The sequence below is a fragment of the Corallococcus sp. Z5C101001 genome (assembly GCF_007352635.1).
GTDB lineage: Bacteria > Myxococcota > Myxococcia > Myxococcales > Myxococcaceae > Corallococcus > Corallococcus silvisoli.
The window spans coordinates 257,078-277,844 of sequence record NZ_VKLU01000014.1 but is presented as its reverse complement, the minus strand read 5'-3'; the positions used below and the strand labels follow the sequence as shown (position 1 = coordinate 277,844).

17 protein-coding genes are annotated in these 20,767 nt (G+C 71.8%); 7 read left to right on the top strand and 10 right to left on the bottom strand.

What is annotated here, in order from left to right:
* Positions 1–31 precede the first annotated feature (31 nt).
* Positions 32–424 (top strand): DoxX family protein, encoded by a 393-nt coding sequence (locus FOF48_RS29590; protein ID WP_143907041.1) that lies wholly within the window; start codon positions 32–34, stop codon positions 422–424.
* Position 425: 1 nt separating this feature from the next.
* On the opposite strand, the gene FOF48_RS29585 is transcribed toward FOF48_RS29590, so the two are convergent.
* On the bottom strand, positions 426–1,100 hold the full coding sequence (locus tag FOF48_RS29585) for an SOS response-associated peptidase (RefSeq protein ID WP_143907039.1): 675 nt from the start codon (positions 1,098–1,100) through the stop codon (positions 426–428).
* Positions 1,101–1,175: 75 nt separating this feature from the next.
* Positions 1,176–2,624 carry a dGTP triphosphohydrolase gene (gene dgt, locus FOF48_RS29580; RefSeq protein ID WP_255442815.1) on the bottom strand — a complete coding sequence of 483 codons (1,449 nt, stop codon included), beginning with the start codon at positions 2,622–2,624 and terminating at the stop codon, positions 1,176–1,178.
* 229 nt (positions 2,625–2,853) lie between these two features.
* On the opposite strand from dgt, the gene FOF48_RS29575 reads away from it, so the two are divergent.
* Positions 2,854–3,507, top strand: coding sequence for a hypothetical protein (locus FOF48_RS29575; RefSeq protein WP_143907037.1), 654 nt, complete (start codon positions 2,854–2,856; stop codon positions 3,505–3,507).
* Between the two features lie 50 nt (positions 3,508–3,557).
* On the opposite strand, the gene FOF48_RS29570 is transcribed toward FOF48_RS29575, so the two are convergent.
* From FOF48_RS29570 to xth, 8 genes are all read right to left on the bottom strand, one after another.
* A complete protein-coding gene (locus tag FOF48_RS29570; RefSeq protein ID WP_143907035.1) occupies positions 3,558–4,229 on the bottom strand; it encodes a DUF2378 family protein in 672 nt (223 codons plus the stop codon).
* Positions 4,230–4,295: 66 nt separating this feature from the next.
* Positions 4,296–5,738: a sensor histidine kinase gene (locus tag FOF48_RS29565; protein ID WP_143907033.1), complete on the bottom strand. Its 1,443-nt coding sequence runs from the start codon at positions 5,736–5,738 to the stop codon at positions 4,296–4,298.
* A gap of 372 nt (positions 5,739–6,110) precedes the next feature.
* Positions 6,111–7,757, bottom strand: a complete 1,647-nt coding sequence (locus FOF48_RS29560) for a GMC family oxidoreductase (protein WP_143907031.1) — start codon at positions 7,755–7,757, stop codon at positions 6,111–6,113.
* Between the two features lie 244 nt (positions 7,758–8,001).
* Positions 8,002–8,193, bottom strand: coding sequence for a hypothetical protein (locus FOF48_RS29555; RefSeq protein WP_235685775.1), 192 nt, complete (start codon positions 8,191–8,193; stop codon positions 8,002–8,004).
* A 141-nt stretch (positions 8,194–8,334) separates the two neighbouring features.
* Positions 8,335–9,057 (bottom strand): double-CXXCG motif protein, encoded by a 723-nt coding sequence (locus tag FOF48_RS29550; RefSeq protein WP_186002118.1) that lies wholly within the window; start codon positions 9,055–9,057, stop codon positions 8,335–8,337.
* 14 nt (positions 9,058–9,071) lie between these two features.
* Positions 9,072–9,725, bottom strand: coding sequence for a TIGR02269 family lipoprotein (locus tag FOF48_RS29545; RefSeq protein WP_186002117.1), 654 nt, complete (start codon positions 9,723–9,725; stop codon positions 9,072–9,074).
* Positions 9,722–10,894, bottom strand: a complete 1,173-nt coding sequence (locus FOF48_RS29540; RefSeq protein WP_143907023.1) for a threonine synthase — start codon at positions 10,892–10,894, stop codon at positions 9,722–9,724. Before FOF48_RS29540 ends, FOF48_RS29545 begins: the two co-directional genes overlap by 4 nt.
* A gap of 14 nt (positions 10,895–10,908) precedes the next feature.
* Positions 10,909–11,679 (bottom strand): exodeoxyribonuclease III, encoded by a 771-nt coding sequence (gene xth / locus FOF48_RS29535; protein WP_143907021.1) that lies wholly within the window; start codon positions 11,677–11,679, stop codon positions 10,909–10,911.
* Positions 11,680–11,889: 210 nt separating this feature from the next.
* Between xth and FOF48_RS37615 the strand changes: the two genes are divergently transcribed.
* The 5 genes from FOF48_RS37615 to FOF48_RS29510 all read left to right on the top strand — a co-directional run bounded on the left by FOF48_RS37615 (position 11,890) and on the right by FOF48_RS29510 (position 20,685).
* Complete coding sequence (locus tag FOF48_RS37615; RefSeq protein WP_143907019.1) at positions 11,890–12,933, top strand: bacterial transcriptional activator domain-containing protein; 1,044 nt, start codon at positions 11,890–11,892, stop codon at positions 12,931–12,933.
* A 109-nt stretch (positions 12,934–13,042) separates the two neighbouring features.
* Positions 13,043–15,673, top strand: a complete 2,631-nt coding sequence (locus FOF48_RS29525) for a penicillin-binding protein 1A (protein ID WP_235685776.1) — start codon at positions 13,043–13,045, stop codon at positions 15,671–15,673.
* Positions 15,670–17,022 (top strand): VCBS repeat-containing protein, encoded by a 1,353-nt coding sequence (locus tag FOF48_RS29520; protein WP_143907017.1) that lies wholly within the window; start codon positions 15,670–15,672, stop codon positions 17,020–17,022. The genes FOF48_RS29525 and FOF48_RS29520 overlap by 4 nt, the downstream gene beginning before the upstream one ends.
* On the top strand, positions 17,022–18,386 hold the full coding sequence (locus FOF48_RS29515) for an ABC transporter substrate-binding protein (protein WP_255442814.1): 1,365 nt from the start codon (positions 17,022–17,024) through the stop codon (positions 18,384–18,386). Before FOF48_RS29520 ends, FOF48_RS29515 begins: the two co-directional genes overlap by 1 nt.
* 649 nt (positions 18,387–19,035) lie before the next feature.
* Positions 19,036–20,685, top strand: a complete 1,650-nt coding sequence (locus FOF48_RS29510) for an ATP-binding protein (protein WP_143907013.1) — start codon at positions 19,036–19,038, stop codon at positions 20,683–20,685.
* The last annotated feature ends 82 nt before the right edge of the window (positions 20,686–20,767 follow it).

Below are 20,767 nucleotides of genomic sequence, written 5' to 3'. Positions count from 1 at the left end.
GCGACGCGGGTCTTCACGAAGGACATGGATCATGGCGGAACGAAGCGCGGTGGGCTGGACGCTGGTGCGGGTGGTCTTCGGGATGACGCTGGCCCTGGGCCATGGCCTGGGCAAGGTGACGGGAGACCTGTCCGGCTTCGCGGAAGGCGTGGCGAAGCTGGGCTTTCCCGCGCCCCTCTTCTTCGCGTGGTGCGCGGCGCTCGCGGAGTTCCTGGGCGGGCTGCTGGTGGCGCTGGGCCTCTTCACCCGCCCCGCGGCGATGTTCGCCGGGTTCACCATGCTGGTGGCGCTCTTCCGCCACCGCGTGGATCCGTTCGCCAAGGCGGAGATGGCCCTGCTCTACCTGACGGTGATGATCGCGGCGCTCATCATCGGCGGGGGCCCCTTCAGCCTGGACGCGCGCCTGTTCCGCAAGAAGGCCTGAGTCAGGCCGCCACGCGGGCCACGCACTCGGGCCCGTCGTTGGCGGGCGAGTTCACGACGCGCGCGACCTCATAGGCCTCCAACGGAGCCTCCGGCGCGGGGACGAGCAGCGGCAGGAGCACGGAGGCCTCCTGCGGCTCCGGGCGCAGCCACACGGCCTGGGCTTCCGGCGACAGGATGACGGGCATCCGGTCGTGGATGGGCGCCATCAACGCGTTCGGCCCGGTGGTGATGAGGGTGCAGGTGCGCAGCACCTCGCCGGTGTCCGGCGCCGTCCACTCCTCCCAGAGGCCCGCCAGCGCCAGCGGCTTCCCGTCGCGGCGGTGGAAGAGGTACGGCGTCTTGGGCTTCGTGGACTGCTTCCATTCATACCAGCCGTCCACCACCACCAGGCACCGCCTGCGCTTCAGCGCCGAGCGGAAGCTGGGCTTCTCCGCCACCGTCTCCGCGCGCGCGTTGATCAGCTTGTTGCCAATGGACGCGTCCTTCGCCCACGAGGGGATGAGCCCCCAGCGGAACACGTCCAGCAGTCGCGCGCCGTCGTTGGGCACCACGGGCAGCAGCTGCGTGGGACAGAGGTTGAAGCGCTCGCGCTCCAGCGTCGCGCGCGCGCCCGCGAGCTCCAGCTCGGCGACGAGCTGCGCGGGGGAGGTCCGGACGGTGACTCGGCCACACATGGGAAGGGAGCGTAGCGCCCGGCGCCCGGTCTCGCACGCGCCCCGTGCTCGTCCGGTGGGGAACCGGACGACGCGTTACGTGGGCAGCTGGATGCCCGACAGGCGCTGGAACAGCTCCACCGCGCGGCTGTCGGACAGCCCGGAGATGTAGTCCGTCACGCACAGGAGGCGTTGATAGGGCGTGAGCCGGAGGATGGCCTCGTCCCGCCGAGGGGGCTTGCGCGCCGCCGCGTCCGCCGCCGCGAACTCCGGACGCTGGAAACACTCCAGGGGCAGCAGCTGCCGCAGCTTCTTCTCCTCGCGGTTGGGCGCCTCCGCCACGACCGCGAAGGCGAACATGTCCAGCAGGCCCCCCAGCGTCTTGAAGCCCGCGCTCTCAATCTGGAGCACGCGCTCGCTCTCGTAGCCGTGCTCGCGGGTGAAGTCGGTGATCTCCTCCAAGGGCGTGCGCACGTCGGCCCGCAGGGCGGTGAGCGGCGTCTCCGTCCGCCCCGCCTCCAGGTCGCGCGCGTGCTCCAGGAAGGCCTCCACGCACTTCGGGATGAGCTTCCCGATGGCCCGCGCCCGCGCCTGCGCCATGCGCGTCTCCAGGTGCCGGGGCGGCGCACGGCCTCCGGACTCCGGCAGCACGGACTCCAGCAGCTCACAGGCCCGCGCCATGGGCACGAGCCCCAGCTTCGCGGAGTCCTCCAGGTCGATGACCGCGTAGCAGATGTCATCCGCCGCCTCGACGAGGAAGGCCAGCGGGTGGCGGCTGAACACCCCGGGCTCGCGCTCCCGCAGGCCCGTGGCGCGGTAGGCCTCCAGCGCCAGGTCCAGGTCGTCCTGGAAGTAACCGAACTTCTTCTCCGACACGACGCCCTTCGCCTTCGGGCGCGAGCCGGGGAGCACCGACGGGCGCGGGTACTTGCTCATCGCGCCCAGCGTCGCGGCGGTGTAGCGCAGGCCGCCCCGGCGCTCGCGCGACTGGAGGCGGTTCAGGATGCGGAAGCCCTGCGCGTTGCCCTCGAAGTCGCGCAGGTCGCACCACTCGGCCTCCGTCGCGAAGGGGCTCTTGCGCCCCTCCCCCGGCGGCGACAGCCGCTGCGCCACCCAGTGCTGGATGGCCGCCTCCCCCGAGTGACCGAAGGGCGGATTGCCGATGTCGTGCGCCAGGCACGCCGCCGCCACGACGGTCCCCAGGTCCGCGGGGTCCAGCGCCACGCCCTGCGCCTTCAAGCCCAGGCCGGCCTGATGTCCCAGGGAGCGGCCCACGCAGGACGCCTCGATGCTGTGCGTGAGCCGTGTGCGCGTGTAGTCGCTCGTCGACAGCGGAAACACCTGCGTCTTGTCGTGCAGGCAGCGGAACTCGCTGGAGAAGACGATGCGATCATAGTCCCGGTAGTAGTCGCTGCGCTCATCCAGCTGCCGGTGCGCGGCCTCCTGCTCCTCGTGCGGCGCGGCGCGCGGCTCGGAGCCGATGCGGGCGTCCGACAGGAGCCGACGCCAGCGGTCCGTCCGTTCCAGGCTTTCACTGCGGCTCACGCGGGGGACCTCACGGTGCGAGGGGAGCCCCGGCATCGTGCCCCCCCGCACCGCCTGCGCAAGTTCCCTCGCCATCCGGAACCCGACGCGCTCCAGCCCCCCGGTCCGTTCAGGGTTGGCGGGGCCCGGGGCGCTTCCCAACATCCCCCCTCAAGCCACGGTGCCGTCCGCAGGAGCTCACGGGCACGGCCCACACGAAGGGGACAGCGACATGGGGTGGAGGGGACGGATGGGGCTGGGGGGACTGGTCGCGCTGATGGCGGCAATCTCCCCCCAGGTGGCGAACGCGGACTCGGACTCGGACGCGCAGGTGGATCCGGAGGAGCGGCCCGGAGTCCATCTGCTCGACAGCTCCCAGGGCCGGCACCACGGCCGCCATCACGCGGAGGCGGGCACGGGCGGCTCCGGCGCGGAGGAAGCCTGGCCCAAGCTGGGCGGCCACTGGGGAATCGTGGTGCCCATCGTGAGCTTCACCGACGAGGACACCACGGTCATCTTCGCGGACTTCATCCAGGTGGGCATCGCGCCCGGCGTGACGGTGAAGCTCAACAAGAAGTGGTCCATCGACTTCGAGTTCATCGGGTTCACGCGCTGGCGGTTCTCGGATGACGGGACGCCCGCGAGCGCCAGCACCAGCATCGTGGTGGATCCGGGCGTCGTGTATGACTTTGGCGAGTTCTCCGGCGGCCTGCGCACCGCCGTGCAGGTGGGCTCCGGCGTGCCGTTCAACCTGGGCCTGGTGCCCATCATCAACAAGGGCTTCCCCATCCAGGACGGCCTGAAGTGGTTCGTGGAGTTGGACCTGCCCTTCTTCATCACCGGCAGGCCGGGCCACGGCGGCGTCAGCTTCTCGCCGCAGGTGCAGACGGGCATCGCGTTCTGACGCGGCGGCGCCGGGGACCGGGACCACGCCCCCGGCCCCCGCCAGAAGCCCTACTGGAACATCCGCCAGCCCGTCTCCTTCACGATGCCCGTCGGCACCACGACGGGCGAGTCCCACGAGATGAGGTATTCGGTGTCCAGCAGGCCGAGCTTCCGGCCGTGGACCGTCGGGTTGCGCGCGCCCACCATCGTGAGCACCTCGCGCAGCACGCCTTCATGGTAGGGCGCCGGCATGAAGTCGCGCCGCATGACGAACAGCGCGTCCACCTCCCCCTTCCACTCCACGGACCGGTCCCCGTAGCTCACCGCCATCTGGTAGCCGGACGGCAGGTTGGTCACGAGCTTGCGCGGGTCGCCCGCCGCCAGCAGCAGGAAGGTGCGCCCCACCGCGGACTCCAGGAAGCTGCGCGTGGCCTGCATCCCCATCTGCCGCAGCGCTTCGTCGTCTCCCCCCCACCGTGGCGCGAGCACGCGCGACGCCGCCTGGGCCAGCTTGAGGAAGCTGGCCACCGGGTAGTTGAAGAAGCCCACGAAGCGGCGCTCCTCCGTGGCGGCGCGGCACGCCGCCACCGCGTCCTCGCCCACCCCGGTGCGCACCGACTCCAGCACCCCGAGGAAGAACATGCCTCGGGCGGTGTCCAGCTCCGTCGCAGCCATGCGCCGCACCGCCCAGTCCGCTTCCACCGAGCCCGCCTCCTTCGACGGCTTCCCCTGTGCCTGCATGCCTACCTCCGTGACCGCACGGGCCCACACGCCCGGTTTGCATGAAGCCAACCCACCGCGACCTCTTCAGGGATGCACCGGCACCGCCCCCGCTGGCCCGCGCACGTCGGGGAAGAGGACGGTGAAGCGCGAGCCATGGCCGAAGTCGCTCTCCGCCTGGATGCGGGCACCATGCCCCTGCACCAGGCGCTTCACGATGGCGAGCCCCAGGCCGGTCCCGCGCAGCTTGGTGGTGAACATGGGCTCGAAGATGCGCTCCAGCAGCGGCGCGGGGATGCCCGGCCCGTCGTCCGTCACCCGCAGGCTCCAGCCGCCGTCCCGCCCGGCGTCCGCGTGCACGCGGACCTCGCCGGTGCGCTCCGGGGGAATGGCCTCCACCGCGTTCTGGATGAGGTTGACGAGCACCTGCCGGAACTGTTCGCGATCCAGGTGCGGCACCGGCAACCCCTCCGGCACCTCGATGCTCACGTGCACCCCCTCGCGCACGGGCACCACGCTGAGGGCCTCCTCCACCAGCGGCTTGAGCGGACACGGCATGCGGCGCGGCGGCCGGCCCTTCGCGTAGTCCAGCAGGTCGGAGATGATGACCGAGCACGCCTGCAGCTCCCGGTCGATGATGTCCAGGAAGCGAGGGATGCGCGGGTCGGTAGAGGCATCCTGGAGCTTGCGCATGCGGCGCAGGACGAACGCGTGCGCGGTGCGCGCGGCCGCCAGCGGGTTGCGCAGCTCGTGGCTCACGCTGGCCGTCAGCTGCCCCAGCGACGCCAGGCGCTCCAGCCGCTCCACGTGGTCGCGGAAGGCGTGCACCTCGCGCACGGCGGCGTCCAGCTGCCCCGCCCGCAGCGCCAGCTCCTGTTCGCTCGCCTCCTCCGCCAGGGCCTGCCGGCAGGCCCGCTCCCCCACCTCGCGCAGCGCGTCCCGGCACGCGACCAGGAGCACCGCGTCGATGACCGCCACCCAGAAGGCGTGCTCCAGGAAGCGCCACCACTCCGGGTGGAGCTGGCCGTAGATGGACTCCGGCCACAGCGCGCCCCGCAGGCAGTGGTCCACGACGATGGCCAGCGTCGCGGTGAGCAGCACCTTCGGGTCCCGGTAGAACGACAGCACCGCCAGCGAACCGAAGATGTGGAAGTGCGTCTCGATGCGCCCCCCCGTCAGGTGGATGAGCAGCGCGGACCAGAGCATCTGACTCACCGCCACCACGTGGCGCGTGCTCTCCTCCCCGGGGCGCATGCGAGTGAGCATCACCGGGAACACGCTCAGCGCCGCCCCCAGCAACACCGCGCTCTGCACGTGCAGGTGCAGCGCGCGCACCTTGCCCTCCCACCCATAGGGAGAGATGAACACCGCCACCAGCACCGCGGCCCCCCACTGCCCCAACATCAGCCAGGTGAACAGCGCGTCCACGCGCCGGCGGGAGTCTCGCATCTGCAATGACAGCAACGCCGCGGCCCGCCCCTCCAGACGCTGACAGACACTCACCGGAGCACGAATGGAAAAGGCTGACATGGACGAAGCCATCTCTTCACCCGACCGGAAAGGTGGCGGAAGCGATTAACCCTGTAAATTAAGAACTACATTGAATTCACGGAGCCAACCATGCTGCCTGGGGGCACGGGGAGTGCCTGAGCATGAACACTGCCGGCCCCCACCCCGCCGGCGGTGTGAGACCGATCCGACACGGACCGGGCCCTTTCATTCATAGCCAACATTGACATCCTCGCCATCCCCGCGTCCATGCGACAAGCCGCATCCGGGACCGGAGTACGAGGCCGTCGATCACGGCTGGCCACTGAGGCTCGTCCCAGGGTCGCAAGGGGGCACAAGCGAGGGCGGCGCACACGCCCCGTGGGGCAAGTGCGTGCGCGGGGGCGGCCCCACTCAGGAGGCGGCGGCGTGGGACGGGGACGCGAGGGAATCGAGCGCGGCGTCGGTGTCGCCGCGGGGCCGTTCGCGGGCGGCCGGGATGAACGTCATCGCGCGCTCGGCGAGGGCGGTGATGGTGAGCGAGGGATTGACGCCCGGGTTGGCGGAGATGGCCGCGCCATCCACCACGTACAGCCCTTCATAGCCATACAAGCGATGGCGGGCATCGATGGCGCCGGTCCTGGGGGAGTCCCCCATGCACGCGCCGCCCAGGATGTGCGCGGTGGTGGGGATGCCCATGAGCGTCTCGCTGACCATGGTCATGGGGTAGCCGTCCAGCTTGCCGGCCACGCGCTCCGCCAGGTCGAAGGCCTCCGGCATGTTGGCGGTGGGCGCGGGGCCCTCCTGCAGGCCGGTGGTGAGGCCCGAGCGGAAGCCCGTGGTGAGCGCGCGGCCCCGGCGCATGCGCAGGTGGCCCTCCATGGTGCGCATGTAGAGGAGGATCATCGTGCGGCGCGCGAAGTCCGGGACGAACCACGCCTGGAGGAAGCGCAGGGGGCGCCGGGCGAGCAGGCCCACCAGCCGGGCCACGCGCGTCCACGCGGTGGCGCCGGGGACGTGGGGGGCCATCAGCAGGCGGAAGAAGCCGGAGCCCGCCGGGTAGCGCACCGGCTCCAGGTGCGAGTGCGAGTCGGTGTGGAGGATGGACCCGATGGCGATGCCCCGGGACAGGTCCCGGTCCTTCTGCTGCTTGCCGCTGACGATGCCGATCAGGGCCTCGGAGTTGGTGCGCACGCCGTCGCCCACGCGCTCGGAGAGGTTCGGCAGGCCGTCCGGCGCGTCCTTGAGCTTGAGCAGGAGGTCCATCGTGCCCAGCACGCCGCCCGCGAAGATGACGTGCTTCGCGGTGAAGCGGCGCGTCCTCTTGAAGAAGCCCGTGCCCTCCTTCGCGGTGACTTCGTAGCCGTCGCCACCGGGCAGGGGGCGCACCCACGTCACCTCCGTGTCCGCGTGGAGGGTGAGGCCGCGCTTCTCCGCGAAGTGGAGGTAGTTCTTGTCGAGCGTGTTCTTGGCGTTGTTGCGGCAGCCCAGCATGCAGCCGCCGCACGCGATGCAGCCGGTGCGGTCCGGGCCCTCGCCGTTGAAGTAGGGGTCCTTCACCGTGACGCCGGGCTCGCCGAAGTAGACGGCCACCGTGGCGGGCTGGAAGTCGGGGCGGCCCAGCTCCTGGCCCACCTCCTGGAGCACCTGATCCGGGAAGGTCTGGAGCGGATTGACGGTGGCGCCCAGCATGTGTCGCGCCGTCGCGTAGTGCGGCGCGAGCTCCTCCTTCCACGCGGCCAGGTGGCCCCACGAGGCCGCGTCGAAGAAGTCGTCCTTCGGGATGGGCAGCGTGTTGGCGTAGACGAGCGAGCCGCCCCCCACGCCCACGCCGGACAGCACGGTGACGTGGCGGAAGAAGGTCATCTTGAACAGGCCGCGCCACCCGAGCTGGGGCATCCACAGCCAGCGCTTCAGGTTCCAGTTCGTCTTGGGAAAGTCCTTCCCCTGGAGGCGCCGGCCCTTCTCCAGCATCACCACGCGATAGCCCTTCTCGACGAGCCGCAACGCGCTGACGCTGCCGCCAAACCCCGAGCCGATGATGAGCCAGTCGCAATCCATGACGTCCTCCCATCCAGGGCGCGCGCCACCCAGGAGGCCCGCACTGTATGCCACCCGCGCGGGCCGTCCCGGGTGGCGTGACACCGGTGCGTGGAGGGCAACACGGGCCGGCGCCTCGGGGCCCGCTTCCTCGCCCGCCGCGCGGCGACGGCGCCACCCCTGCTTCAGGCAAGGATAGGGATGCCCCGAGCGGGATGGGCCAGGGCCCGGGCTTCCGCCGTGCCGTCCGCCGCCCGGGCGGCGCTCAGGTCGCTTCGGTGCCGGGGGGCTGGGGACGGAAGAGCGAGCACGCGCGCACCGGCTGGGGCGCGTACTTCTGGGGCAGGAGCGGACAGAGGATGAACGTGGAGGTCCGCGACTGGACGTAGCGAGGAGGCGCGGCGCAGCGGTGGCAGAGGCTGTCCGGAAACGGCAGTGGGTCGGGGGGCGGCGTCATGGCAGTGGCCAGCATCGCACGGAGGGGCGGGGAAGGACGGGTGCGGGCGCGGTGTGACTCCTGGGCTGCACGGAATGCACGCCACGGACGGCCTCGTCGAACCCTCGCGGCTGCGGCTGGAGCGGAACGAGACGGGGACGCTCACACGGGCCCGACGACAGGGACTTCCTTGAACACAACGCCTTCCAACCCAAGGCGAGCAACAGCATCCACGAACCGTTCGGATGCGATGATGACGGTCGTGTAGTCCCGCAGCCGGAACAGGTCCGAGTCGGTCGTCAGGGTGCGCCCATCCAGCATGGGCGCATCCGGGAGGCGGCCTCCCTGGCGGCCACACCGTTCACAGGGCGGCTCGCGCCCACCTGGGAAGCAGCTGTCGTGCAGGCGCCCCTGGCAGTGGAGCTCGAGCTCCAGCAAGTCCACCTCCTCCCGGCCCAGGAAGCGCAGGTCTATGTTGCTCGCATGGAGCGAAATGCCCTGGTCATCACGCATCCGCTTCAGGGCATCACGTCGCATCACCAGCATCCATGGGTCTGGCAGATGGAGGTCCCCCCATTTGCCGGAAGCCTTTCCGCTCAGAGTCCCGAACTCAGCTCCGGGGAGCAACGGCGCTTCGAACGGCACCTGGGACCGAAGCAGGTCACGCAACCGCTCGTATTCTTCAAGCGGCACCTGCCTTGCCTCGGCGAGTTCCTGCCGGTGAGCCCACCCCGACAAGTCCACGGAAGGATATGCCTCCCCCAGGCCACCAGGGCTTGCATGACAAACCGGGCAGAGGCCTCCCGGCAGCCCCCACTTGTGCACCCCGTTGATGTAGCCAGTGAAACGAGGGCCGTCCGCGGGATGCAGCTCAAAGAACTTCACGAATCCTCCCGGGCCTAGCGCAGGTGGTAGTAGGGGACGATGGGGCCCATGATGTCGAATTGAACAATCATCCGGGCCAACTCATCTTGGATTTCCTTCGGAGTCGCACTCGGGTGGTTGCGAGCGAAGTCGCGCCACGCCTGATTCCAAGGACCGCCCCTTCCGCCCGCGCCATGCAGCCTCACATGTTCAGCGCGAGGGATGACCATCGTGAAATCATGCACGTTGATATTCCCCTGCCGCAGAAAGAACTTCGCGAGGTTTGGATCCTGTGGATAGAGATGGTGACGAACCCAGCCGGAACCTGAAGGCTTCCGACCATCCGTCGGCGTGGGGGCCGGGTGGTCGTACCAACGGATGACGAAGATGGCTTCCCGATCTCCAGGGAGAGGCTGAGCGCTGCCCCAGTTGCGCCGAGGCCCCGAGCCGGGCGCGGCCGCCGATACGGGGGGCCGGATACCTCCCCGTGCCAGCAGCGCGCCGGTGTCCTCGCAAAAGTAGAGCCCGCACAGGTCGTCGGCGCAAACGAGCGCCACACACCTATCGGCGCCTTCGCAGGAGGCCCCGTCCTCATGCTCCGCACGACTCCAGTCCTCGATGGCGGGCACCGGCGCCACCGCGCACCCCGCGATGGCTCCGGCCAACAGCACCGTGAAGGCCGCCCTCACCACAGCGGCGCCATGTTCTCCACGTACTTGAAGCCCGTGCCCGTGTTGAACACGACCACGGTCTCCTCGGGCGTCACGTCCCCGGCGGCGTGCAGCTTCTTGAGCGCCGCCACGCACGCGCCGCCCTCGGGCGCCACGAACAGCCCCTCCGCGGCGGCGATGTCCTTCGTGCCCTGGACGATCTCCTCCTCCGTCACCGACACCGCCGTGCCGTGGCTGTCCTTCACCGCGCGCAGGATGAGGAAGTCCCCCAACGCCCTGGGCACCCGCAGGCCATGCGCGTGCGTCGTCGCGCCCTGCCACATCGGCGCGTCCGGCTTGCCTTCCGCGTGTGCCTTCACGATGGGCGCGCAGCCCTCCGCCTGCACCGCCACCATCCGCGGCCGCTTCGCGCCGATGAGCCCCATCGCCTCCAGCTCCTCGAAGGCCTTCCACATCCCGATGAGCCCCGTGCCGCCGCCCGTCGGGTACAGGATGACGTCCGGCACCGTCCACCCGAGCTGCTCCGCCAGCTCGTAGCCCATCGTCTTCTTGCCCTCCACGCGGTAGGGCTCCTTCAGCGTCGCGCACTCGTACCAGCCGTGCTCCTTCGCGAGCCCCGCGCACACACGCCCCGCGTCGGAGATCAACCCCTCCACCGTCTCCACGTGCGCGCCGTACGCCCGCGTCTCCATCAGGAACAAGGACGCGATGTCCTTCGGCACGAAGACGTGCGCCTCCAACCCGCCCCGCGCCGCGTACGCCGCCAACGCGCTGCCCGCGTTGCCCGCCGACGGCAGGCACACCGCCTTCGCGCCCAGCGCCTTCGCCATGGAGACCGCCGCGGAGAGGCCTCGGGCCTTGAACGAGCCCGTCGGGTTGCCGCTCTCATCCTTCACGAGCACCCGCTTCAATCCCAGCCAGTCCCCCAGCCGGGGCGCGGGGAGCAGCGGCGTGAAGCCCTCGCCCAGCGACAGCCGGTGCGCCGGGTCGTCCACCGGCAGCACCTCGTGGTAGCGCCACATCGAACGCTCGCGCCCGGGCAGCGCTTCCTTGCGCAGGGTGCGCGCCGCGCGCTCCAGGTCGTAGCGCACGAAGAGCGGCGCCTGACAGGCCGTGCACAGGTTCCACACCGCGCCCGGCGCGTACGTCCGGTCGCACTTCGTGCATTCGAGTCGGAGGACGGGCATGCCTCCGACTCTACTCAGTCCTTCAACTCCAGCCACACCGGGGCATGGTCCGACGGCTGCTGGCCCTTGCGCTCCTCGCGGTCCACGTCACACGCCGTCAGCCTGGGCACCAGCGGCGCCGTGAGGAACAGGTGGTCGATGCGCACCCCCTTGTTCTTCGGAAACATCAGCATCCGGTAGTCCCACCAGGAGAACTTCTGCACGTCCGGGTGCAGCTTCCGGAACGCATCCGTCAGCCCGAAGGTGCACACCTGCTGGAGCACGTCCCGCTCGCGCGGCGTGAACAGCGTCTGGCCCTCCCACTGCGCCGGGTCGTACACGTCGATGGGCTCCGGCGCGATGTTCCAGTCTCCGCCCATCACCACCAGGTCGTCCGGCTTGTGCCGCGCGTCCAGGTAGCGACGCAGGCGCCGGAACCACTCCAGCTTGTAGACATACGCGGGCGAGTCCACCTGCTGCCCGTTGGGCGCGTAGGCACTCACCACACGGATGCCGTTCACCGTCGCGGAGATGAAGCGCGCGTGCGTGTCATCCACGCCGTCCGACAGGCCCCGCACCACCTCCAGCGGCTCCGTCTTCGCCAGGATGGCCACGCCGTTGTACGTCTTCTGCCCGTGCACCGCGGCGAAGTAGCCCGCCTCCTTCACCGCCTCGAAGGGGAAGTCCGCATCGGTGCACTTGAGTTCCTGCAGGCACAGCACGTCTGGCTGGGCGCTCTTCAGCCAGTTGACCAACCGCTGCTGCCGGGCCCTCACCGAGTTCACGTTCCAGGTCGCGATTCGCATGCGCCGCCGACCGTCGCACGCGGCCCACGCCCCTGCCATGCTTTTCCCCCTGCGTGTGGCCCCAGGGACACACCCCGTCCCCCATCCCCGGGGGGAGGCCGGTTGGCACACCGGTCGCATTAGGAGGGCCTGGGCCGCCACCACCGCGGCCCCGGGACGCCACTCCAGGCGACCCGACGCGACAGCACGAGCAGCCCCGAGGGGATTGCCATGAACCCGAAGACGCGCACCCGGTCCCGCCACCCCGCCTCCTCCCGGCGCTTCACCGTGCCGCCCGCGCTTCGCAAGGCCCTCGTCCCCGCCGCGCTCGCCGCCCTGGGCCTCGCCGCCTGGGAGGACGTCCCCCTGCCCCGCCTGCTCAAGCCCTGGCTCGCCCACGCCGTCGAAGCCCGCTCGGCCCCCGCCGCCGCCCCCCTCCCGCGGGACCTCCCCGCCGGGGAGCCGTCGCTGATGGCCGCGCCGCGCCTCCTGGACGAGGCCGCCCCGGTGGAGGCCCCGGCCCCGGGCGACGCCCTGGCGCTGCCGCATGTGCACGCCCGCCGCGTGGACCACGTGGCCCGCGCGCAGGGGCTGCGCGACCTGGGCGACCTGTCCGGCGCGGTGACCGAGCTGCGCCGCGCGCTCCACGACGCCCCGGGCGACACGGACACCCTGGCCCAGCTGGCGCGCACCGCGCGGCTCGCCGGAGACACGGCGCTCGCCCTCGACGCGTACGCCCGGCTGGGGCAGGCGGAGCCCACCGAAACGGGGGCGCTCGTGCAGCAGGCGCGGCTCCTGGTGTCGCAGGGCCGCCATGCGGAGGCCATCCGCGTGGGCGAGGAGGCGCTCCTGCGCGACCCGGAGGACGCGGAGGTGTACCAGGTGCTCGGCCGCGCGCACCTGGGCGCCAACGAGCTGGGCTCCGCCATCCTGCGCTTCCAGCAGGCCGTGCACCTGGCGCCCGAGCACGGCCACGCGCTCAACAACCTGGGGTTCGCCTACCTGCGCGCCAATGACAATGCCCGCGCCGTGGAGGTCCTCACCCAGGCCGCCGCCCTGCTTCCCCACGTGGCCTACGTGCAGAACAACCTGGGCGTCGCCAACGAGCGCCTGGGGCGGCTGGAGGAGGCCCGCGCCGCGTACGCCGCCGCCACCCGGCTGTCGCCCCGCTACGTGCAGGCCCGCGTCAACGCGGAGCGGGTGGGCCGCGTGGCCCGCGCCGACCCGACCTCCCAGGGCGCCCCGTCCGAGCCGTCCGAGCCCGTCGTGCCGTAGGGCGGGCGACCAGGAGATACCTCGCCAGACCGGGGGGAGGTCCCACGCGGGTTCACCCCGCCCCTCCCCCGGTCTAACCTTGCAGCCTTCTTCTGCCTTCAAGAGCCTCATGACTCCGGCCCGACCGATGCCCCTCTCTCCCGAGCCCCTTCCCCCGGCCCCGACCGGGGCCCCGCCGCCATCCCGGAAGGGCGGCTTCGGCGCCGCGCTCTGGCGCTGGACGAAGCGGCTCATGGTGCTGGGCGTCGTCGGGCTCGGGCTCGTCATCGCCGTGTGCGTGGGCGCCTACGCCTACTTCAGCCGCGACCTGCCGTCCGTGGAGTCGCTGCGCAACTACCGGCCGCCGCAGGTGACGAAGGTGACGTGCGCGGACGGCACGCTCTGCGCCGAGTTCGCGCTGGAGCGCCGCACGCTCATCCGCATCGAGGACCTGCCACCTCACGTGCGCAACGCGTTCCTCGCCGCCGAGGACGCGGACTTCTACAAGCACGAAGGCCTGGACCCCTTCGGCATCCTGCGCGCGGGCGTGAAGAACCTCATCCCGGGCAGCCGCAAGTCCGGCGCGTCCACGCTCACGCAGCAGGTGGTGAAGAACATGCTGCTCACGCCGGAGCGCAGCCTGGGCCGGAAGATCCGCGAGTGGATCCTCACCCCTCGGCTGGAGCAGGCCCTCACGAAGGATCAGATCCTCAGCCTCTACATCAACGGCGTGTACTTCGGGCAGCGCCGCTACGGGCTGGAGGAGGCGGCGCTCTTCTACTTCGGCAAGCACGCGAAGGACCTGTCCGTGGGCGAGGCCGCCGTGCTCGCGGGCACCGTGCAGCAGCCCCATCGCATCAACCCGGTGACGAACATCACCCGCGCCAAGTCGCGCCAGCGCTACGTGCTGGAGCAGATGGCCAAGCAGGGCTTCGTGCCGCGCGCGGTGGTGGACGTGGAGAAGGAGAAGCCCATCGTGCTCGCGCCGCGCAAGGCGGTGAGCGCGGGCGCCTACTACGCGGAGGAGATCCGCCGCGCGCTCATCGAACGCTACGGTGAGAAGATGGTCATGGAGGGCGGCCTGCGCGTGGACATCGCGCTGCTGCCCAAGCTCCAGGCCACCGCCGAGCAGGCCGTGCGCGACGGCCTGGAGGCGCTGGACCGGCGGCAGGGCTACCGGGGCGCGCTGGGCAAGCTGGACGAGTCCCAGTGGAAGCGCTACCGCGCGCTCATCGTCCAGCGCATCGAGGAGGCGGGCCGCCGGCAGAAGGACCAGGGCTATGTCGCGGACCTGGCGCCGCTCGCACTGGCCCCCGCGCCCGCCGCCCCGTCCAAGGCGCTCGCGCCGGAGACGGAGGGCGCCGAGGAGCAGCGCCCCGCGGCCCTGGCGGCCGACGAGGAAGAGGAGGAGGCCCCCCAGTCTCCGGAGCGCGAGCGCGCGGGGCAGGTCATCCTCCGTCCGATGGAGGAGGGCCTGCGCCTCGCCGGCTACGTCACGGAGGTGGACGTGAAGCGCGACGTGGCCCGCGTGGACCTGGTGGGCCGCACCGCGGAGGTGCCCTTCGCGTCCGTCAACTGGGCGCGGCAGAAGGGCAAGAAGGCACCGAAGGACATCTCGGAGGTGTTCACGCCCGGGGAGCTGGTGTTCGTGCGCGTGCTCAAGGCCCCTCCGGCGCCGGCCTTCGTGGAGGCCACGTTGGATCAGGTGCCCGTGGTGCAGGGCGGCCTCGTCGTCATCAACCCGGCCAACCGCAACGTGGTGGCGATGGTGGGCGGCTACGACGCGGAGCGCTCGTCGTTCAACCGCGCCACGCAGGCCAAGCGCCAGCCGGGCTCGTCCTTCAAGCCCTTCATCTACGCGGCGGCGCTGGCCAGCGGCCGCTTCACGCCCCTGTCCATGGTGAACGACGCGCCGGAGTCCATCCGCGACCCGTACACGGGCAAGATGTGGAAGCCGAAGAACTTCGACGCCCGGTTCGAGGGCCCCATGACGCTGCGCACGGCGCTCAGCAAGTCGAAGAACACGGTGTCCGTGCGGCTCATCGAGGCCATCACCCCGGCGACCGCCATCGACTTCGCGCGCCGGGCGGGCATCCGCTCCGCGATGCCGGAGAACCTCACGCTGGCGCTGGGCACCGGCGAGGTGACGATGCTGGAGGCCGTCAACGCGTACGCCACGCTCCAGTCCAACGGCCGCTACGCGGAGCCCCTGACGCTGCTGCGCGTGACCGACGCGAAGGGCACCGTGCTGGAGGAGCACCAGCCCGCCTTCGAGGAGACGCTGCCCCCGGCGGTGGCGTACCTGGCGACCTCGCTGATGCGCAGCGTGGTGGAGGACGGCTCGGCGCGCGCGGTGCGGGAGCTGAACCGCCCCGCCGCGGGCAAGACGGGCACCACCAACGAGTCCAAGGACACGTGGTTCACGGGCTACACAATGGACTGGGTGGCCAGCGCCTGGGTGGGCTTCGACGACAACTCGCCCCTGGGCAGCAGCGAGACGGGGGGCCGGGCCGCGCTGCCCATCTGGCTCAACTTCATGCGCGTGGCGGAGGACGGCCTGCCCGCGCGCGACTTCGAGGTGCCCCCGGGCATCACGCAGGTGCGAATCGACCCGGCGACCGGGCTGCTGGCGGGCAACGCCGTCCCGGGCCGCCTGGAGCCCTTCCTCGAAGGAACGCAGCCCACCGCCGAGGCGCCTCCCCCCGGACAGGTGACGCCGGACAACTACTTCCTCGAGGAAGGTGGCAAAAGGGGGCTGTGAGTCGCTCGCTCCTTTCGCTGCTCCTGGCGCTTGCCTTCGCCGTGCCCGCCCGGGCGGACATGGACGAAGCCGCGCCGCCTGCCTCCGCCCGGCTGGCCCTGGCCGTGGCGGACGCCATTCGCAACGCGCCCGCGGAGGCGCCCGTGGCCCTCTGCCTGACGGGAAGCTCCGCCGAGCTGCGCCAGGCGTTCGGGACGCTGCTGGCCGCGCGGCTGTCCGCCCTGCAACTGGGGCCGGTGGTGCTGGAGGTCCCGCCCGAGCGCGCCGAGGCCGCCGCCCGTGAACAGGGGGCCCGCTCGCTGGCACGGCTCCGGCTGGACGTGGAGGGCGGTGAGCTGGTGGCGCGCGGCGACGTGCTGGGCACGTGGGTCAACTTCTGGTCCGGCCGTACGCCCACGCGCCCGCCGAAGCCCGCGGCGGCCGTGGCCGAGGGCGTGGAGGCGGACGCCGCGGTGCTGGCGCTGGCCTCGGTGGCTCCGCAGGGCACGGGCGTGACGGGGACGGGACCGCAGCCTCGGCGGCCGGTGCGCCTGTTGGGCGCGGTGTTCGCGAGGCTGGAGGCGCCGCTCGGCGCGCTGGCCTCGGGGGACCTGGATGGGGACGGCCGCGACGAGGTGGCCGTGCTCACCGAGCACGAGGTGGTGGTGTTCGCGGCGGATGGACGGGTGCTCGCGCGCCGGGAGCTGGAGGGGGCGCCTTCGGCGGCGGTGACGCGCGAGCCCTTCGGGGCGCTGGCGGTGCTCGCGGGGCCTCCGAGGCTGGCGGCCTGGAGCACGCGACTGGCCCGGGGCGAGGTGCTCGTGCTGGACAGGGCGAAGGGCGTGCTGAGGCCGTCGGGGACGCTGGACGCCGCGCCGCTGGGGTCGGCGGAGCGTGGGGCGTTCGTGCCGGGTCAGACGGTGTTCGCCCCGGAGCTCCGGCTGGCGGATGGACGGGGGCTCACCGTGCCCGCGCCCTTCGGCACGGCGAGCTTCGCGCCGCCGCGCATGCTGTTCGTCCATGCGGATGGCACGGCGGCCCTCTATGCGCGTCCCACGTCCGCGCCGGCGAGGCTGTCCGGGTTGGGGGCGGGCAGCGCGCTGGCGGACCTGGATGGGGACGGCGTGCCGGAGCTGCTCACGACGTCGCCGCAGCTCCAGCCGGCCCCGGACACGCTGCGGGTGCTGTCGCTGACGCCCGACGCGCCGATGGCGCATGAGCCCCTGTGGCAGGGCGCGCTTCCTTCGGGCCGCGCGCTGTTCGTGGTGACGGCGGACCTGGATGGCGACAAGCGCAGGGAAGTCATCGTCGGTTCGTGGAAGCCGGATGGCACGAGCGAGCTGTTCCTCCTGCGCCAGGGTGCACCGTGATGATCCGCTCCGCCCTCGTGGGCCTCGTCCTCGTCGCTTCCTCGCCAGCGCTGGCGGCCAGCCGTCCCCGCTACGGCGGCGAGCTGCGCGCGGCCCACGCCGGCCCGCCCGAGATTGGGGAGCCCGCGCTCGCCGACACCCCGATGGAGGCCGCGCTGTTGGGGCTGTTGACGCGGCCCGTGTGTCGCCTGGACGCCGACGGCCGGCTGCACCCGACGCTCGCGCGTGAGCTGGCGCGGCCGGTGCCCCAGGCCCTGCGCGTGACGCTGGCCTCCGCCGCCAGCGCCACCGCCCTGGCGCGGGCGTTGACGCGGCTGTCCTCCCCGGAGGCGCAGTCGCCGTACCGCGCCTTGCTGTATCCGTTGCGAGGCGAAGGCAGGCAGGTGACGTCCACGGGCGCCACGCTGGAGCTGCCCCTGGCGTTCCCGTGGCCCGACCTGGAGCGCTCGCTCTGTCACCCGGCGCTCGCGACGCCGCCGGCGCCAGGCTCCGGGCCCTTCAAGGCCGCGGGGCGGGGTGTGCTGGAGGCACAGACGGCGTGGCCCGAAGGGCGGCCGTACCTGGACCGCCTGGCGCTCACGGCCACGGATGAACGAGGCCTCACGCGGCTGTGGACCGCGAGGCAGGTGCAGGTGGAGTTGGGCACGCCCCCGGACACGGACACGCTCACGGGGGCGGCGCTCTACGCGACCTATCTGGCGTATTCGCCACGGAAGGTGCCCACGGACTTCCGGCAGGCCGTCGAGAGCGCCATCGACCGCGAGGACCTGACGCGGCTGTTCGTGAAGGGGCCCGCCGTGCCCATGGCGAACCTGTTGCCGCCCGCGCTGATGCCGCCAGGGGCAAGGCCCCGGCCCGGAGCCCCACCGGTGGGGGCGGCGCGCAAGGTGACGCTCGTCTACGACGGTGCGCTGGCGGATCAACGCGCGGTGGCGGAGCGCATCCAGGTGAAGCTGCACGACCAGGGCTACACGGTCGCGCTGGAGCCGCAGTCGCGTGCCGCCCTGCGAAGCCGTCAGGCGAAAGGCGACTTCGAGCTGATGCTGAGCGCCGTGCTGCTGCCGCCTGTTCCCGGGCCGGCGCTGGCGGTGGTGTTGGAGGCAGGAGGGCGGCGCGACCTGCTGGGCGTGGAGCTGCCGCCCATCGGGGCGCTGACGGACGCCGGAGCCCGGGATGCGCGCAGCCGCGAGCGGGCCCTGGCGCTCGCCCCCTCCGTGCCCCTCATCCCGCTGTACGCCCAAGGGCTGGGCCTGCGTGCGGCGCCGGAGGTGACGGACCTGGAGCTGGATGCCCAGGGCCTGCCCGTGCTGGAGGGCGCGTGGCTCGCCCCCGCCGAAGCCTCGGGTGGTGGAGGCCGGCCATGAATCAAGCCGACGTGGAGCCCCACACAGGAGCGGCAAGCGACGGCCCACAAGCGATGGAGCCCAGTGAACTCCGAGCCGCCACGTCCAGATGTAGCGTGGCGACAATTGACGGCGGACGAGCGCTGGAGCTGTACGAGCCCCGCGCCGAGTTCAATCGCCGCAAGACAGCTGCACACGACATGGGCCGAGTGTCGGAGCTTCACGAGCGCCGCGCCGGCAGCAGCCTCCGCACGACGGCGGCACACGGTATTGGCCGAGCGCCGGAGCGGCATGAGCGCCGAGCCGAGTTCAACCGCCACACGACGGCGGCACCCGGTAATCGCCGAGCGCCGGAGCGGCATGAGCGCCGAGCCGAGTTCAACCGCCACACGACGGCAGCACCCGGTAATCGCCGAGCGCCGGAGCGGCATGAGCGCCGAGCCGAGTTCAACCGCCACACGACGGCGGCACCCGGTAATCGCCGAGCGCTGGAACGACACGAGCACCGTGCTTACGTCAACCGCCGCACGACGGCTGCACACGGTAATCGCCAGGCGCCGGACCGACACAATCACCGTGCCGGCATCAACCGCCGCACGGCGGCGGCACGCGACAGCGGACACGCGCCAACGCGACCCGTGCGCCCTGCCATCCTGAAGGAACACCCCGCATGCGCCTGAGAACCCGGCTCGCGCTCGCCTTCGCCCTGCTCGCGCTGGTGCCGCTGGCGGTCGTCGTCCCGCTCACCGTGACGCGCCTGCGCGACACGCTGTCGCGCGAACTGGACGCGCGCATGACGGCCGCCACCGCCTCCGCGCAGGAGTCCCTGGAACGCTCCGCCGCCACCGCTCGCCGCGCCGTGGAAGAGCTGGTGGAGAGCCCCGCCATGGAGGACCTCGTGCGCGAGGCGCGCACCGCCCCCTTGCGCGTCATCCAGGCCAACACCGCCGAAGGCCTGATGAAGAGCCGGGGCCTCACCGTCCTCACGATCTTCGACCGCAACGGCACCGTGCTCTCCTCTGGCCACCTGCCCGCCCGCCGCGGAGACCCCGACCCCGTGCTCTTCGCCGTGACGAAGGAGCCGTCTCCCAAACCCGTCCCCGTGCGAGTGGACGTCCGGGGCGACGCGGGCCTCCGTCAGGTCCCCGCGCTCGTCACCGCGCGGCCCGTCGACTACGGAGACGTGCGCCTGTGGGCCGTGGGCGGCGTGGTGCTGGATGACGGCCTCGCCCAACACCTGGCCCGCCTCACCCAGTCGGACGTGACGCTCCTGTCCGGCGATACCCAGGTCGCGCACGCGGGCAGCGCGGCCCCGCCCACCGTCGCGCGCGTGCTGCCCCTGGGCGACGTGGCCTCCGTGCGCCTCACCTTCAGCCGCGCCGCCGCGCGCGAAGCGGAAGAAGGCGTCATGCGCGCGTTCCTCCTCCTCGCCGGCCTGGGCCTGGGCTTCGCCGCGCTCCTGGGCCTGCTGGTGTCGCGGTGGATGACGCGGCCGGTGGAGGCCCTCACCTCCGGCGCGCGCCGCGTGGCGGAAGGCGCGCTGGACGTGCAGGTGACGTCGAGGGCCTCCGGCGAAGTGGGCGAGCTGGTCCGGACGTTCAACCACATGACGTCCGAACTGAAGAACACCACCGAACGGCTGATGGCCACCGAGCGCATCGCCGCGTGGCAGGAGGTCGCCCGGCGGCTGGCGCACGAAATCAAGAACCCCCTCACCCCCATCCGCATGTCGCTGGAGACGCTGATGGCCGCGCACGAGGCGCGCCACCCCAGCTTCCCCGTCCTCTTCAAGGAGAGCGCGCGCGTGGTGCTGGAGGAGGTGGAGCGGCTGCGGCGCATCGTGGACGAGTTCAGCCGGTTCGCCCGCCTGCCCAAGCCCCAGCTCACCCCCGTGGACCTGGGGGAGCTGGCCCAGGGCGTCCTCTCGCTGTACGCCGCGCCCCCCGAGGGCATCCAGTTGGTGCCCGCGCTCCAGACCGGCGTGGTGGCCCAGGCGGACCGCGACCAGCTCACCCAGGTGCTCGTCAACCTGGTGAAGAACGCCGAGGAGGCGATGACGGGCAGGGGCGGCGCGCTCCGCGTGCGAGTGAAGGGCACCGACGCGGACGCCATCGTCGAGGTGGAGGACGACGGGCCCGGCATCCCTCCAGAGAACCGCGCCCGCATCTTCGAGCCCTACTTCACCACCAAGGACGGCGGCACCGGCCTGGGGCTCGCCATCGCCTCGCGCATCCTCCAGGAGCACGGCGGCCGGCTGGAGGTCGGCGGAGAACCGGGCCAGGGCGCCCGCTTCAGCGTCGTGCTCCCCCGCGCGAGCTGAACACCGCCCACGCCCCATGAACAGGAAGGCCCGGCACCTCGCGAGGAGGTCCCGGGCCTTCGGGCACGACGCGGCGGAGGAA

Coding starts and splice junctions, on each gene's coding strand:
- FOF48_RS29515 (WP_255442814.1), top strand. CDS start 17,022: ATGATCCGCTCCGCCCTCGTGGGCCTCGTCCTCGTCGCTTCCTCGCCA.
- FOF48_RS37615 (WP_143907019.1), top strand. CDS start 11,890: ATGAACCCGAAGACGCGCACCCGGTCCCGCCACCCCGCCTCCTCCCGG.
- FOF48_RS29575 (WP_143907037.1), top strand. CDS start 2,854: ATGGGGCTGGGGGGACTGGTCGCGCTGATGGCGGCAATCTCCCCCCAG.
- FOF48_RS29510 (WP_143907013.1), top strand. CDS start 19,036: ATGCGCCTGAGAACCCGGCTCGCGCTCGCCTTCGCCCTGCTCGCGCTG.
- FOF48_RS29590 (WP_143907041.1), top strand. CDS start 32: ATGGCGGAACGAAGCGCGGTGGGCTGGACGCTGGTGCGGGTGGTCTTC.
- FOF48_RS29570 (WP_143907035.1), bottom strand. CDS start 4,229: ATGCAGGCACAGGGGAAGCCGTCGAAGGAGGCGGGCTCGGTGGAAGCG.
- FOF48_RS29555 (WP_235685775.1), bottom strand. CDS start 8,193: ATGACGCCGCCCCCCGACCCACTGCCGTTTCCGGACAGCCTCTGCCAC.
- FOF48_RS29565 (WP_143907033.1), bottom strand. CDS start 5,738: ATGTCAGCCTTTTCCATTCGTGCTCCGGTGAGTGTCTGTCAGCGTCTG.
- FOF48_RS29585 (WP_143907039.1), bottom strand. CDS start 1,100: ATGTGTGGCCGAGTCACCGTCCGGACCTCCCCCGCGCAGCTCGTCGCC.
- xth (WP_143907021.1), bottom strand. CDS start 11,679: ATGCGAATCGCGACCTGGAACGTGAACTCGGTGAGGGCCCGGCAGCAG.
- FOF48_RS29525 (WP_235685776.1), top strand. CDS start 13,043: ATGACTCCGGCCCGACCGATGCCCCTCTCTCCCGAGCCCCTTCCCCCG.
- FOF48_RS29560 (WP_143907031.1), bottom strand. CDS start 7,757: ATGGATTGCGACTGGCTCATCATCGGCTCGGGGTTTGGCGGCAGCGTC.
- FOF48_RS29540 (WP_143907023.1), bottom strand. CDS start 10,894: ATGCCCGTCCTCCGACTCGAATGCACGAAGTGCGACCGGACGTACGCG.